Source organism: Chryseobacterium foetidum (genome assembly GCF_025457425.1).
Lineage (GTDB): Bacteria > Bacteroidota > Bacteroidia > Flavobacteriales > Weeksellaceae > Chryseobacterium > Chryseobacterium foetidum.
The window spans coordinates 2061486-2077415 of sequence record NZ_JAMXIA010000001.1 but is presented as its reverse complement, the minus strand read 5'-3'; the positions used below and the strand labels follow the sequence as shown (position 1 = coordinate 2077415).

The 15930-nt window shown below is 34.5% G+C and carries 11 protein-coding genes; 9 read left to right on the top strand and 2 right to left on the bottom strand.

Annotated elements, in window-relative coordinates:
* Complete coding sequence (locus NG809_RS09755) at window positions 1-1443, bottom strand: hypothetical protein (protein WP_262150169.1); 1443 nt, start codon at window positions 1441-1443, stop codon at window positions 1-3.
* A gap of 60 nt (window positions 1444-1503) precedes the next feature.
* Between NG809_RS09755 and NG809_RS09750 the strand changes: the two genes are divergently transcribed.
* From NG809_RS09750 to NG809_RS09725, 6 genes are all read left to right on the top strand, one after another.
* Window positions 1504-2088, top strand: coding sequence for a thymidine kinase (locus NG809_RS09750; RefSeq protein ID WP_262150167.1), 585 nt, complete (start codon window positions 1504-1506; stop codon window positions 2086-2088).
* A 200-nt stretch (window positions 2089-2288) separates the two neighbouring features.
* On the top strand, window positions 2289-4736 hold the full coding sequence (locus NG809_RS09745; protein ID WP_262150166.1) for a bifunctional UDP-N-acetylmuramoyl-tripeptide:D-alanyl-D-alanine ligase/alanine racemase: 2448 nt from the start codon (window positions 2289-2291) through the stop codon (window positions 4734-4736).
* Window positions 4737-4738: 2 nt separating this feature from the next.
* Window positions 4739-6895 (top strand): patatin-like phospholipase family protein, encoded by a 2157-nt coding sequence (locus NG809_RS09740; RefSeq protein ID WP_262150165.1) that lies wholly within the window; start codon window positions 4739-4741, stop codon window positions 6893-6895.
* Between the two features lie 4 nt (window positions 6896-6899).
* A complete protein-coding gene (ybeY, locus tag NG809_RS09735) occupies window positions 6900-7307 on the top strand; it encodes an rRNA maturation RNase YbeY (protein ID WP_262150163.1) in 408 nt (135 codons plus the stop codon).
* Window positions 7308-7496: 189 nt separating this feature from the next.
* Window positions 7497-9359, top strand: coding sequence for a tRNA uridine-5-carboxymethylaminomethyl(34) synthesis enzyme MnmG (gene mnmG / locus NG809_RS09730; protein WP_262150161.1), 1863 nt, complete (start codon window positions 7497-7499; stop codon window positions 9357-9359).
* Between the two features lie 100 nt (window positions 9360-9459).
* The gene (locus tag NG809_RS09725) at window positions 9460-10281 is read left to right on the top strand and encodes a class I SAM-dependent methyltransferase (RefSeq protein ID WP_262150159.1); all 822 of its coding nucleotides are present in this window, start codon (window positions 9460-9462) and stop codon (window positions 10279-10281) included.
* A 621-nt stretch (window positions 10282-10902) separates the two neighbouring features.
* Here NG809_RS09725 and NG809_RS09720 read toward each other — a convergent pair.
* Window positions 10903-12093 (bottom strand): phosphoglycerate kinase, encoded by a 1191-nt coding sequence (locus tag NG809_RS09720; protein ID WP_262150158.1) that lies wholly within the window; start codon window positions 12091-12093, stop codon window positions 10903-10905.
* Between the two features lie 685 nt (window positions 12094-12778).
* Here NG809_RS09720 and NG809_RS09715 point away from each other — a divergent pair.
* The 3 genes from NG809_RS09715 to NG809_RS09705 all read left to right on the top strand — a co-directional run bounded on the left by NG809_RS09715 (window position 12779) and on the right by NG809_RS09705 (window position 15632).
* Complete coding sequence (locus NG809_RS09715) at window positions 12779-14383, top strand: DUF4139 domain-containing protein (RefSeq protein ID WP_262150156.1); 1605 nt, start codon at window positions 12779-12781, stop codon at window positions 14381-14383.
* A 36-nt stretch (window positions 14384-14419) separates the two neighbouring features.
* Window positions 14420-14854 (top strand): ribose 5-phosphate isomerase B, encoded by a 435-nt coding sequence (gene rpiB / locus NG809_RS09710; protein ID WP_262150154.1) that lies wholly within the window; start codon window positions 14420-14422, stop codon window positions 14852-14854.
* A 241-nt stretch (window positions 14855-15095) separates the two neighbouring features.
* Window positions 15096-15632, top strand: a complete 537-nt coding sequence (locus NG809_RS09705) for a hypothetical protein (RefSeq protein ID WP_262150152.1) — start codon at window positions 15096-15098, stop codon at window positions 15630-15632.
* The last annotated feature ends 298 nt before the right edge of the window (window positions 15633-15930 follow it).

Sequence of the window (15930 nt, the reverse complement as noted above, 5' to 3'; positions counted from 1 at the left end):
TTATATGAATTTATTTTCTACCAATACCCAAAGTCTTTGGGCATACTCATCTACCTTTTCCCAGTTTTTGTCGTAATACAGCTCGCTGAGATATTCCTTAGCTTCATCAATATTTCTGCATCTGTTCAGTTCAGAAACCGCATTATTCAAATCTGTCTGGCTTCCTGCGAAAAGTACTTTTGTAAAGGCAAGTCGGTCATTCAGATCCAGTTTAAACTCCGGTCTCGGCTTTTCAGCTTCCATAAAATCTGTCGGCATATTGTTTTTCAGCAAACTTCCTGTATCTTCTTTAACGATAGGTTTTACTGCAGCCTGCTCAGTTTTCTGCTCCGGAATTTCTCTTTCCAGAGGATCATCATCAAACAGAGTCTGGATATTTTTCAAGCCTCTGATGTTGGCCAGTTTAATTTTCTTTTCCTGACGGTACGCTTCGATATTCTCAAAACTCTCGTCAGAGCGTGGATTTTCGCTTAGATTTTCAGATTGCGGTTTATTGATTTCAACAATTTTTCTGCGGTCAGAATCTTCATTTTTAATTTCAGTTACTTCTTCAGAAACGTTACTGTCTCTTTTAATTTCACTTAAAATAGATTCCACATTTGAACTTTCAGAAATCATTTCATCCTGTGACGGAGTGAAGCTTGAAACATATTCATTTTCAGTCTCTTCAATCAAAATATCATCTTCATTCTGTTCGGTGGCAAAAATATCGTGGATGGTATGCGTTTCCGTTTTACGAGCTTCAGAAATTCCGCTTTCTTCTGTATTTATTTCATTTAACTGATCATTGAAAACCTCTTCTTCCTCCGTTACTTCTTCTTCGAAAATTTCCTCGCTGATGTCGTCGTCATTATCCGGTTCAGAATTTTCCAGAATCCTTTCTTCATCTACAAAACTTAAAACACGGTCTGTATTTTCGGGCTCTTCCTCTTCATCAATTTCGTTGAGCTGATTGTTGAAAACAGCTTCTTCTTCTAATTGTAAATGGTCTGAAATTTCGTCAGAAACAAAATTTACATCTGCTTCAGGCTCATTTTCCTCGGCAGCGTTGACGATATTTTCGTGGAAATCGCTTTCGATAATTTCATTCAGCTGATTATTAAAAATTGCTTCCTCTTCCTCAACTCCGGATTGAGTTTCCGGCTCAATGTACGCTTCGTTTCCAATTTCATTGAGCTCATTATTAAAAATCGCTTCTTCTTCAGTTACCGGATCAGGCATCAGAAAGTCGTTTGGTTTATTATCAGAAAACTCTGAATTTTCCTGCCTGTACTCTTCCAGATTTTTATTCAACAACTTCAAGAAAGCAATTTTTTCAGCCAAATCATTTACCTGATCCTGCTTCGAAATCAATTCGTCAACATTGTTTGTTTTACCCAAAATACCGATGATATTTTTGGACTCAAAAAAAATCTTATCCTTTAAATCTTGAATGTTCTGCATCGTAGATTCTTATTAAAATTGCTTACTTTTGATGTTAAAATATTACGGCTAATTTAACAAATGTTTTTAGAAAATACAATTAATCATTCCAAACAGAGCGGTTGGATGGAAGTTATTTGTGGCTCAATGTTTTCCGGAAAAACCGAAGAGTTGATCCGAAGGCTGAGAAGAGCAGAAATGGCGGGGCAAAATGTGGAAATTTTTAAACCAAAGACCGATACGAGATATTCTGATGAAGATGTTGTTTCGCACAACAAAAATAAAATCCGCAGCACGGCAGTACAGAATCCTGACGAAATAATCTTGTTGGGTTCAAATTGCGACGTGGTGGGAATTGATGAAGCTCAGTTTTTTGACGAAAGCATTGTGGAAGTAGCCAATCAGCTGGCAAACAGCGGAATCCGTGTGGTGATCGCCGGTTTGGATATGGATTTTCTCGGAAGACCTTTCGGACCAATGCCTAATTTGATGGCAACGGCGGAATATGTGACAAAAGTTCACGCCATCTGCCGGCGAACAGGAAATTTAGCCAATTATTCCATGAGAACATCTTCAGGAAAAGACCTTGTAGAGCTTGGTGAAACAGAAGCTTATGATGCCGTGAGCAGAAGGGTTTTTGTAGAGGAAGTTTTGAACAGGAAGTGAGGTTAAGGTTAAGGTTAAGGTTAAGGTTAAGGTTAAGGCAAATTTAATTTGTTTGAAATTATATTTAAACCTTAATTTTTTTTGAAAACTTTTGTCTCACTGATTTTAACTAATTGTTTTTAATGAATAAATTAAATAAATAAAAAATTGCGCCTTTGCGATTAAACAATAACACCAAAAAATAAGCAGAAAGGGCACCAATGAATTACACCGTCAAACAAATCGCAGATATTACCAATGCAAAAGTTATTGGGGATCAGGATTTAATTATAAAAAACATAGCTTTTGACAGCAGAATTATTTATTCTGTTAAAAATACTGCGTTCATAGCCATCAATACCAATAAAAATTCGGGAGAAAAGTTTATCGAATCTGTGATTGACAGAGGAATTAACGTGATTATTTCCGAGCATCAATATCCTCAGTTTGACAATATCAATTGGATTATTGTTGAAAACTCAGTAGAGTTTCTTCAGAAATTAGCTCAGTTTCATTTCCAGAATTCGCATTTAAAATCGATCGGAATCACGGGAAGCAACGGCAAAACGATTTTAAAAGAATGGCTGTACCAATGCCTTTGGAATGAATTTCCTACGGTAAAAAGTCCGAAAAGTTTCAATTCCCAGATTGGTTTGCCACTTTCTCTTCTTCAGATCAACGATTCTCACGAATTAGGAATTTTTGAAGTCGGAATATCCAAACCTCACGAGATGGAGAAACTGGAGCAGATTTTCCAGCCACAAATTGGTTTATTGACTCATATTGGAACTGCGCATCTTGCCAATTTCACTTCCGAAGAAGAACTGATTGCTGAAAAAATTAAACTTTTTAAAAATTCTGAGGTCATTATTTTTAACGGAGATAATGAATTGGTTTTAAATAAAATAAACAACTTATATTCAAGTAAAAAATTAATTTCTTACGGATTTAAAAACAGCAATCAGGTTTATTTTAAAAGCAATATTTCCAGAGATGAAAATGTTGTTGTACAATATTTCGGCGAAGAAATTTCGTTTCCAGTTCATCAGCGGGACGAAGCGACTTTAACAAACGCTTTGGCGCTGATAACCGTCTTAAAGGAACTGAGAATAGAGAATCAGAAGATCATCGAAAAAATCAATGCTTTGAAGGCTGTCGAAATGCGTCTGGAAGCGATTGAAGGTCAAAAAAACAATATCGTTATCAACGATTCATTTAATCTGGATTTGGATTCACTTAAAACCGCCCTTCAGTTTCTGAATGAATATAAAAAATCAAAAAAATCGTTGGTTTTAACGGACATCGTTGGTGTCAATTCAAATTTGCAAGAGCTTTACGAGGAAGTTTCAGACTTGGTCAACGAGCAGAAATTTGATTCTGTTTTCCTGATCGGTGATGAAATATCAAATTTTAGTGATTTATTTAAATCTAAAACCTTTACTTTTATTAATACTCAGGAATTAATTGAAAGTAAACATCTTACAGAAATAGAAAATCAGATTATTTTACTAAAAGGAGCGAGAAAATTTGAGATTGAAAAAATAAAAGATCTTTTGGAACTCAGGAAACACGATACTGTTCTTGAAATCAATTTAAATGCCCTTTTACACAATATCAATTACCATAAATCACTTTTAAAACCAGCAACCAGAATGATGGCGATGGTTAAAGCAAACGCTTATGGATTAGGAAGTTATGAAATTTCAGAATTCCTCCAACACCATCACATGGATTATCTCGGCGTAGCTTTCGTGGATGAAGGTGTCGAGCTTCGAAAAAAAGGAATCACAGTGCCAATTGTGGTGATGAATCCTGAGCAGCACAGCTATGATGCTGTAATTCAATACAATTTGGAGCCTGAAATTTACAGTTTTCGGGTTTTGGAATTGTTTTATGAAGCAGTCAGGAAGTCAGGTTATGACAAAGAGTATCCAATCCATCTTAAACTTGAAACGGGAATGCACAGGCTTGGGTTCAAAGGGAATGAACTGGACGAGCTTGGTGAGATTTTAGGTAAAATGAATGTGAGAGTTCAAAGTATTTTCAGCCATCTTTCGTCTTCAGATATACCAACTGAGAAGGATTTTACGTTGAATCAGTTAGATACATTTGAAAAAAACTCAGCTTATTTGATAGAAAAACTGGGCTACGCGCCTTTACGCCATATTTTAAATTCATCGGGAATAACCAATTATACCAATCATCAATATGACATGGTAAGAATAGGGATTGGAATGCTGGGAGAATCACAAAATAGTGAAATACAGAAACAGCTGCAGTCCGTTGTAAGTTTCAAAACGGTAATTTCCCAGATTTCATTAATAGAAACCGGAGAATCAGTGGGTTACAGCAGAAGATTTAAAGCCGCTAAACCTTTAAAAATTGCGACCGTTCCTGTTGGCTACGCAGACGGAATTCCAAGATTAATCGGAAATCAGATCGGAAATGTAGGCATCAACAAAACTTTAGCCCCAATTGTCGGCAGTATCTGTATGGACATGATGATGATTAACGTCGACCATATTCCAAACGTAAAAGAGGGCGATACTGTGACTGTTTTTAATGCAAAACCAAGCCTCAAAGAATTCGCAGAATACTGCAAAACCATAACTTACGAAGTATTAACATCCATTTCACCACGCGTAAAAAGGATTTATGTAAAAGATTAACTATGAGAAAACTCCTGCTTCTTTTGTTCGCATTTCAGATACTTTTGATTCATTCTCAGGTAAAGGAAAATCTGAAAATTCCTAAGAATCCTAAAATAGGACTTTCTCTTGCAGGCGGCGGTGCAAAAGGGTTTTCTCACGTCGGAGTTCTTAAAGTTCTGGATTCTTTGGGCGTTAAAGTAGATTACGTCTCCGGAACGAGCATGGGTGCAATCGTGGGAGGTTTGTACGCTTCAGGCTATTCCGGTAAGGAAATTGAAAAAATTGTGATGGATACCGATTTCTACTCATTAATCCGTGATCCAAAATCCAGAAAAGAAAGTACTTTTTTTAATAAATCTGTCGACAAATATTTATTTTCAATTCCACTTCAAAACGGAAAAATCACCCTTCCCTCTTCCATCAGTTCCGGACAGAAGAATGTTTACCTTTTAAAAGAATTATTTAAAAACGTTTCCAACGTCAACGATTTTTCCAAACTTCCCATTCCCTTCCTCTGTGTTGCGACCAACCTTGAAAGTGGCAATATGGAAATTTTTGAGAAAGGAGATCTTGTTCAGTCGATTATGGCTAGTTCAGCTTTCCCATCCCTGATGGATCCGGTTAAAATTGGTGACAGCATTTACATCGACGGCGCGATGACCGTTAATTATCCTTCAAAACCTCTAAAAGATAAAGGAATTGACATTGTGATTGGAGTAGATTTGAATCAGGATCTTTCAAAAAGGGAAGATTTAAACAATATTATTTCTATTTTAAATCAGGTTATAGACTTCGGTATACAAAAAGACACCAGAAGACAGTACAAATACACAGACATCAATATCAAACCGAATCTTACGGGAATGACGGCTACGAGCTACGATGATAAGAAGAAAATTCTTGACAGTGGTTACGTGGAAGGTCAGAAATATGCAGCTATTTTAGATCAACTTCCAAAGAGAGAATTTGACCGTCTCAGACAGGCCGTAAATCCAATTTATTCCAATGTCTATAAGATTGACAGCATTTCCATCGATGGCGGCAGAATATACGGTAAAAACTACGTTCTCGGGAAAATGGGGCTCCGTCTTCCATCGATGCAAACCTATGGAAGTATCAACCGTGGTTTGGATAAACTGGTTGCGACCAACAATTACCGTTTTATCAATTACGATATCGTAACCGAAAATAATTTCAATTATCTTAAATTATACGTGACTGAAGATGATGCAAGACATTTTTTAAAATTCGGACTTCACTATGATGAAATTTTCAAAACTGGACTTTTGCTTAATTATTCAGCGAAAAGACTTTTATTTAAAAATTCAAATCTTTCCCTTGATGTTATTGTCGGAGATAAGCCCCGTTATTATTTAAACTATTTTATCGACAACGGCTATATTCCAGGATTTGGAATTTACTCTTCGGGAATGAGTTTCGATATCAAAGGAAACAACAATATCAATATCGACAAATGGGAATGGCTGAGAAATGAAGCTTATATTCAATCGGTCTGGAAGGATAAATTTGCTGTTGGAGCAGGAATCAGCCATGATTATTTTGAAGCCGAAATGAACGGCACAAACAAAAGATACAACCGCTTTCTCAATCCTTATGTATTTTTGAAAAGTGATACACAAAATGACCGCGACTTTCCTACCAAAGGATTTTATCTGAATGCCGAAGGTAAAGTAATAGATTTGCTCAAATCTGAGGTTGAAAAAAGAGTCGTTCAGGTAAAAGCAGATATCAGAATCAACATTCCGTTGTCTAAACAGTTCAGTTACCATCTGAATCTGTATGGTGGAATTACCATCGGTGACAACCTTCCGCAATTTTATCAATACAGATTGGGAGGAATTTTTGAGCAGAATGTAGTCAATTTCAAAACTTTCAACGGTTTTTACTTTGCACAGCTTAACAGTAACAATGTTGCTTTAATTTCAAATGATATTCAATATAATTTTAAGAAAAACTTTTTCTTAAGCGGAAACTTTTCTTTTGCCAACCTCTCGGACGATATTACATTCGAAGATGCGGTAAAAGTAAATTACAGTTCAGTCGGAGCAAGTATCGGATATAAATCTCCGTTTGGACAGATCAGATTTAATTTTGGTCATTCACTTAAAAACAATCAAAAAGGCATATTCAGTGTTATTTTAGGACACTGGTTTTAAAATCATGATACAATTCTTTTACGAAAACTTACCCGAAACAGTCAACACAGCTTATACAATCTGGCTTGAAGAGATCATTCTCTCCGAAGGCAAAAAGATTGGAGAAATCAATTATATCTTCTGTAATGACGAATATTTATTGAAAGTAAATCAGGACTATCTCCAACACGATTATTACACAGACATCATCACTTTCGATTACGTAAAGGGTAAAACCATAAGCGGAGAGATTTTCGTATCTTTGCAGCGCATTTCAGACAATGCTTCTACCCTATCCAAAAACTTTGAAGAAGAATTACGTCGGGTTTTAGCTCACGGCATCTTACACCTTTCGGGTTATAAAGATAAAACAGAGGAAGAAGAAAAACTGATGCGAAGCAAAGAAGATTTTTATTTAGCAAAGTACTCTTAGTATTTTTTAGGAGCTTAATCCCGCTCTCCGCACTCGCTATTTTTTTTCAAAAAATGAGCTCAAACAATGCTGCGATCGGGGCTAAATATCGGTATACAGGCGATTGTAGCCTTTAAAACAAAACAATGTTTCACGTGAAACATTTAGAGAAAATATTAAAATTTAAAGCTTAAAATAAGCAATAAAGAAATGATATCAGAAATATATGATGTAATTGTAGTAGGTGCCGGCCACGCAGGATGTGAAGCCGCAGCTGCTGCAGCGAACCTTGGTTCAAAAACATTGCTCGTTACAATGAATATGCAGACCATCGGACAGATGAGTTGCAACCCTGCAATGGGAGGAATTGCAAAGGGACAGATTGTAAGAGAAATCGACGCAATGGGTGGTTACTCAGGAATCATTGCAGACAAATCTGCGATACAATTTAAGATGCTTAACCTTTCCAAAGGCCCTGCAATGTGGTCTCCAAGAACACAGAATGACAGAATGCTTTTCGCTGAAGAATGGCGTTTAGCATTGGAAAACACGCCTAATCTTGACTTCTTTCAGGATATGGTGAAGAGTTTAATTATTGAAAATAATAAGGCTGTTGGTGTTGTAACATCTTTAGGAATTGAGATCAGATCCAAATCCGTTGTACTTACAAACGGTACTTTCCTGAATGGTTTAATCCACGTTGGAGATAAACAATTGGGAGGTGGAAGAATGGGTGAACCAAGAGCATTCGGAATTACAGAACAATTGGTTTCCTTAGGTTTCGAAGCAGGTAGAATGAAAACCGGTACTCCACCACGAGTGGACGGCAGAAGCCTTGACTACTCCAAAATGGAAGAACAGAAAGGAGATGAAAATCCTCAAAAATTCAGCTATTTAGACAGTCCGAAATTAACCAAACAATTAAGCTGTCATATCGTCTACACCAACGAAACAGTACACGATATTTTACGTGAAGGTTTCGACAGAAGTCCAATGTTTAACGGTACTATTCAAAGTTTAGGTCCAAGATATTGCCCAAGCATTGAAGATAAAATCAATCGTTTTGCAGAGCGTACAAGGCATCAGCTTTTCGTAGAACCGGAAGGATGGAGAACCGTGGAAATTTATGTAAATGGTTTCAGTTCTTCTTTACCGGAAGATGTACAGATTAAAGCAATGAGACAAATTCCAGGATTTGAAAATGTAAAAGTATTCAGACCTGGCTATGCTATTGAATATGACTACTTCCCTCCTACCCAGTTAAAGCATACTTTAGAAACAAAATTGGTTGAAAACTTATATTTTGCGGGTCAAATTAATGGTACGACCGGATATGAAGAGGCAGGCGGACAAGGCTTAATGGCAGGGATTAATGCTCATAATAAGGTTCATGAGAAGGATGAATTCATTCTTAATAGGGACGAGGCTTATATTGGTGTTTTAATCGATGATTTAATCACTAAAGGTACTGAAGAACCATACAGAATGTTTACTTCAAGAGCTGAATACAGATTGCTTTTAAGGCAGGATAATGCAGACATCAGATTGACAGAAAAAGCATTTGGATTAGGACTGGCAAAGGAAGACAGACTGAGAAAAGTGGAAGAAAAAATCGCAAAAAGTCAGGAACTTGAAACCTTTTTGAGAGAAACTTCTTTAAAGCCAGGAATTATCAATCCAATTCTGGAAAGCATTGAAAGTAATCCTGTTGATCAGGCTTACAGAGCATCACAATTCCTTACAAGACCCAATATTACTTTAGATAAATTGGATGAAATTGAATCTATCAAAGAATTTACATCCCAATATACTGATGAAGTAAGAGAGCAAGCCGAAGTAAATATTAAGTATAAAGGCTATATAGAAAAGGAGAAAGAAAATGTTGCTAAACTGAACAGATTAGAAAATGTGAAAATTCCTGAAGATTTTGACTATATTAAAATATCAAGTCTTTCTTCTGAAGCAAAACAAAAAATGAACAAAGTAAGACCTAAAACTTTGGCTCAGGCAGGAAGAATAAGCGGCGTTTCACCTGCAGATATCAACGTTTTAATGGTGTATTTAGGAAGATAAATCAAATATGTTTCACGTGAAACATTTAAAATAACTAAGGTATTTAGAGGCTTAAAACACTTTTCTGAATACCTTTATTTTTAAAATATAATTTAAAAAAATGAAAATTAAAGATCATTTTCTTTCTCAGGAAGTATTTGAAATTATAGAAACAGAAACAAAGGGCGTTTTTAAAACCTCCCCTATTCCATCAAATATTTCTAAATATTATGAAAGTGAAGACTATATTTCGCATCATCAGGATTCCGGAAGTTTGAAAGAAAAGTTGTATAAATTTTTGCAATCTTTCAATTTACAGTATAAAAAAACAATTCTTTTAGACAGAATTAATAAAGGTTCAAGAGTTTTGGATTACGGTTGCGGTGCCGGTGAATTTGTAAAATATACAGAAAATGATTTTGAAACTTTCGGATTTGAACCTAATCCTGATGCAAGAAAAGCAGCTGAAAATAAGATTTCGAAAGCTACAATTTTAGATAACATCAATACAATTGAAGATTACAGTCTGGATGCAATTACGCTTTGGCACGTATTTGAGCACATAGAAAATCAGGATGAAATGCTTGAAATTTTTAATAAAAAACTGAAAGAAAAAGGTCTATTAATTATTGCTGTTCCCAACCCTACTTCTTACGATGCAAAACATTATAAAGAATATTGGGCGGCTTATGATGTGCCAAGACACATCTATCATTTTTCAAAAAATGGAATGGAAAATTTGATTTCAAAGAAGCCAAACTGGAAAATGAGAAAAATCAAACCATTAGTCTTGGATTCTTATTACATCTCCATGTTGAGCGAAAAATACAAAAAATCATCCCTATTTTGGATAAAAGCACTGGTTCATGGAACGATTTCTAACGTAAAAGCATTATTTTCCAATGAATTTTCTAGTTTGATATACATTATCGAAAAAAAGTAGAAAATCGATTTTTGAGCTATTTCTAAAGGTCAATTTTCAGCATTTTTGTCATAAATTTTAAAACTCAGGAAAAATCCTGAGTTTTTGTTTTTTCAAAATTTATCAAAATTAAATTTGTATGTTCTAAAAGTAAGAATTCACTTATCATTTAATTTTTCGACTCACTAAAAATTTTAAGATATAGATAAGAAAAAAATATATTTGAACTAACAAAAAAATACTTAGAACCTTTTGGGAATTACAAATCACATGAAAAAAATAATAATAAAGGAAAAATATGAGATTTAAAAAATGAATTCTCACACAAACATATCATTTTAAGCCCTAAATTTAAATTACGTCCAAACGCTCTGGGAATTTCTGTTTTTCAATTTAAAACCTAATTCTGACAGCCAATTTTTCACCATTTTTCTCTAAAATTAAAATTTTGGCTTTTCTACAAAATAAAATTTAAAATTATTTCTGCGAAAACACAATTAGATTCACTAAAATTTAAAAAAATTGCATAACTTAAATTGAGAAACCGATTTTTCGAAATTAATATTCAATCTTAAAAATTATCAAAATAAAAAAGTCTGTCGGAAATTCCAACAGACTTCAATTTTATAAAATTAAAATTTCTTACTTATTGATAGCAGCAACACCTGGAAGTTCGAGACCTTCCAAACTTTCCAGCATTGCTCCACCTCCGGTAGAAACATAACTTACTTTTTCACCATAACCAAATTGTTTAACAAAAGCTACACTGTCTCCTCCCCCAACTAATGAGAAAGCTCCCAATTTTGTAGCTTCTGCAATGCTGTCTCCCAAAGCAACAGTTCCTGCAGAGAAATTTGACATTTCGAAAACTCCGATCGGCCCATTCCAAAGAATCGTTCTTGAATTTAATAAAACATCGTTGAACTGATCTCTTGATTTTGGACCTGCATCCAATCCCATCCATCCTTCAGGAATTTCGTATATATTGACTTCCTGCGTATCTGCGTCATTACTGAAACTCTCAGCAATAATCGTATCTGAAGGAAGATAAACTTTTACATTATGTTCTTTTGCTTTACCTAAAATTTCAAGTGCAAGAGAGAGTTTATCTTCTTCAACCAATGAAGTTCCGATTTTACCACCTAAAGCTTTAATGAAGGTAAATGCCATACCTCCACCAATAATTAAATTATCAACAGCTGGCAAAATATTTTCTATAATGGTAATTTTAGTTGAAACTTTAGATCCTCCAAGTATCGCTGTTACAGGCTTTTCTCCACTTTTTAAAACTTTATCAATCGCTTTTAGTTCGTTAGTCATCAATAAACCGAAAAATTTAGTTGAATCGAAAAATTTTGCAATGACAGCTGTAGATGCGTGTGCTCTGTGAGCGGTACCAAATGCATCATTCACATAAGAATCACCTAATTTCGAAAGTTTTTCAGCAAACGCCTCATCCCCTTTTTCTTCTTCACTGCGGAAACGTAAATTTTCCAATAAAAGAATTTCTCCGGCTTTCAGTTCAGAAGCAGCCTGTTGAGCCTTTTCACCTACACATTCATCAACGAATTTTACTTCCCTTCCAAGAACCTGAGAGACTTCGTTCACAATGTGTTTTAGAGAAAACTCATCTTTTACCTCGCCTTTTGGTCTGCCTAAGTGAGCCATTAAAATTACAGAGCCGCCATCTTGAAGAATCTTGTCAACAGTAGGTTTTACAGCTACAATTCTTGTATTGTCTGTAACTTTCAGCTGGTCGTCCTGTGGAACGTTAAAATCTACTCTTACCAGAGCCTTCTTGTCTTTAAAATTGAAATCGTTGATTGTTTTCATATGTATATTTAATATTTTTCTGCAGTCGTCAGTCATTCTTTGTATAAAACTTGGAGAAATTCACTCAGTTTTTCCGCTCAGACTGTTTTCGCAATGACCCCGTTTCTGTAAGCTGAAATGAATCATCAAACTCATGCCGTTTTCACTGTTTTCTTTAAATTTCTGTTTCACAAATGTAAGATTTTAAAGTCTCGCAAAAAATCGAAACTTTTAAAAGTTTTCAAAATTTTCCGAACAATGCACCACTCACTAATCAACACTATTTTCTTTTTTTTAATAAAGAAAGAATGAATACTGTTGTTGAGTGTTGTGAGTTTCGGGGATAACTTTCGGGCTAAAACTTGATAACACGAAGTTTAATTACAATTCATATTTAATTAACAAAATAACACGCTGTAAATCTGAATTTTCTGTCACTTATCAACAAATATGGATAACTTTTCCACGATACCCTTTATGAATAACCGGTCTATGGAGAAAGTCAAGAAATGTCTGAGGAAAGTTTTTCGAAATTTGTGCCCGAAAATTTGGAGGCAACTTTCATTAGTTAATTTTTGCTGAGAAAAAAAGTTTAATTTCAACAAAGTTTTCCACAGTTATTCACAATGATGTTAACACTCATTCGACGGGAAACTAACAATTGAGATTTAATACTTAAATTTGAACATTCAAAAAAACTGAGGTAATGAGTAAATTCTATCTGTTTGGTCTTTCATTATTTTCCATATCAATCTATTGTCAGAAGCCCGTCTTTGCCGAAGCTGAGCTGAAAACTGCGACAGTGTATGAGCAATCGGGAGAGCTTTTTTCTACGACCTCTTTTAAAATACCTAAAGGAAGTTCTGAGATCATCATCACCAATATTGCTGAAAACATTGATCAGAATTCGATTAAACTGGGAAGTAAGAATAAAATTTCTATTCTCACATATCGTTTTTCAAATGACGTAGAGATGTATGCGGTGGCTTTAGATAAGAAAAATCCGCAGCATAAAATTGTTTTAGACAGTATTGATCTGGCTAATAATAAGTTAGAAATTCTAAATTTAGAGAGAAATACGCTTTCAAAAAGTCTTGAAATTTTAGACCGAAACCAAACTATTAATGCGGGTTCGACATCTTACGCTTCTGAGGTTTCAAAATTGTTGAAATACAATCAGAAGAAAAGGCTGGAACTGGGCACAGCGTTGGTAAAAAATCAGGAAATTATCAATACATGGCAGGAAAAACTCAGCCGTCTGGAGACGAAATTTAATTTGAATAATCAGGAAAGAGAAAATTATCCGAAAGGTAAACTCATCCTTCAGGTTTCTGCTGAAGCCAATGAAAATGTAAATCTTGATATTAAATATAATGTAAATAATGCTTCGTGGAGACCTTATTATGATGTAATTACCAATGGTTTGGGAAATAAAATCAATCTGGGTTACAAAGCGATGGTTCGTCAGAATTCCGGTTTAGACTGGAAAAATGTGAAGATGAATTTGATTTCAGGATATCCGAATCAGCAAAGAGTAATTCCACAGTTGGGTGTTTGGCAACTGTATTATCAACCGCCACCGCCGAAGTATGAGGAACGAAGTAATGATTATCCATCAGTTAGAGCAACATCTTCTGTTTCGATGGCTGAAATTTCTGAAGTTGTAGTAACGGGACCGAGAAATGTAGTTTCTCAAAATCAGTTGAATTTAAGCTACGAACTGGAAGATAAATTCACCATTTTATCGAATAATAAAGACAACAGCATTAATCTGAATTCTACAGATATCCCTGCAAACTTTATTTATTCTGCGGTTCCAAAATACTCCAATTCTGCATTTTTAGTGGCTGAAATTGAAAACTTAGACAAGTACAATTTGATTCCTGCCGAAGCAAATATAGTATTTGAAGATACCAATGTCGGCAAAACCGTGATCAATCCTGAAACTACCGACAGCAAGATGATTCTGACCTTGGGAGAAGACCGGAGAATCAGCATCAGAAGGCAGCCTGTGAAAGATAAAACGTTTACAAAAAGCATTTCTTCCACGAATAAAGAACAGCAGTTTGCTTTTGAAATTACGGTGAGAAATAACAAAAGTGAGAAGATAAAAATCAAGCTGAAAGACCAGATTCCGATCACTACAGACAAGCAGATTATCATCTCAATGGTTGATAAAGGAAATGCAGAATACGATGAAAAGACAGGAATTCTAACTTGGAATGTTTCTCTGAATGCTAATGAAACGCAGAAAATCAATTTCTCATATAAAGTTAATTCACTAAAAAACAGTGATTTGAGAGGTTTGTAAATCAGAAATAAATTTAAAATCTAATATAAAAGTAAAATGAAAAGAAAAATCGCAATCGCCGGTGACCACGCCGGTTTCGAGTACAAGGAAATTCTGATAAAACATCTTGAAGAACAGTTTGAAGTTCAGGATTTCGGAACTTTTTCTACCGATTCTGTGGATTATCCGGACTTTGTACATCCTGCAGCGACCTCAGTTGAAAACGGCGAAAACGAATTGGGAATCCTGATCTGCGGAAGCGGAAACGGTGTGCAGATTACAGCAAACAAACATCAGAAAATCCGTTGTGCACTTTGCTGGATGCCTGAAATTGCTGAATTGGCAAGACAGCACAACGATGCAAATATGATTTCGATTCCCGCAAGATTTATTGCGAAGGAAGTGGCGATAGAGATTGCAAATAAGTTTCTTAATACTCCTTTCGAAGGCGGAAGACATCAAAACAGAGTCGATAAAATAGCGTTCTGCTAAATTGATAAAGGCTTGTAATTCAGTTTGCAAGCCTTTTTTATAAAGATTAACGAAGTCCAAGATTTAAATACAATTGTTGATTTCTTTAAAATTTTACTTAACTCTTCTCCATATTTGTTTTAATTTTATCGGAACTAAGTCTGAACTATTAGCAGATTGATTTGAAAATACTAAATACTATAAGTCTGTACCAATTTTAAACAAATTAATTATCAATAAAACTGATATGAATTAAAAAACTATGAAAGTTTCTCTGTCTTTTTTCCTAAATTTTATCATTTTCATTTCTTTTGGACAAACCTATAAACAGTATGTGGATGATAGTATCAATAAAGTGAACATCATACAAGAAGAGAAAATTACTGAAGATAAACTGATTGCTGACTTCAAAAATGTAGATTTTGTAGGTTTATCAAAGCTGATTATTCAAGAAATTGTAACCGAAAAGAAGAAAGAGAAAAATATAGTTTTTACTTATGAGACTTTGGCTAATGAGCAAAGAATGCTGATTAATACAACGGATTACGTTCCTACTTACAATATTGAAAATCCTGTTTATAATGCAAAGTTTTTTTGGACAGAAGAAAATATACAAAAGATAGTAAAAAAATGGAGGAAAAACTTAGTTCCCGCATTGGGATATGAAGTATTTTTAAATAAAAATAGAGAATCAAAGGAAGCATTTTATTTATCTAATAGGGATATGAAGTTCTATGAACTTGTAGTAAATCAAAAAGCTGGAAAATTTATAAAAAAAAGAAGGAAAATACACATTTGAAACAGAACTATATTATTTTCAGTCTGATGATGAAAACTTAATTCTTCAAGACATTAATAATGAAAAAAACTATGATGTTTTAAATCTAATTTTCAGAAATAAATTGGGAAAAATAGTTGTTGTAAGATTAAATCAAAAGTATAAAACCTATCAGTACCAAAACAAAAAATGGGTAGAGATTGCTACAATTGATGAATATAAATTTTAGAAATTTCTGATGAAAAAATATCTTATTTTCCTTTCACTCTTTGTCATTTTCTATGCAAATGCTCAAGAAATTAACGACAAAGAAGCTCTC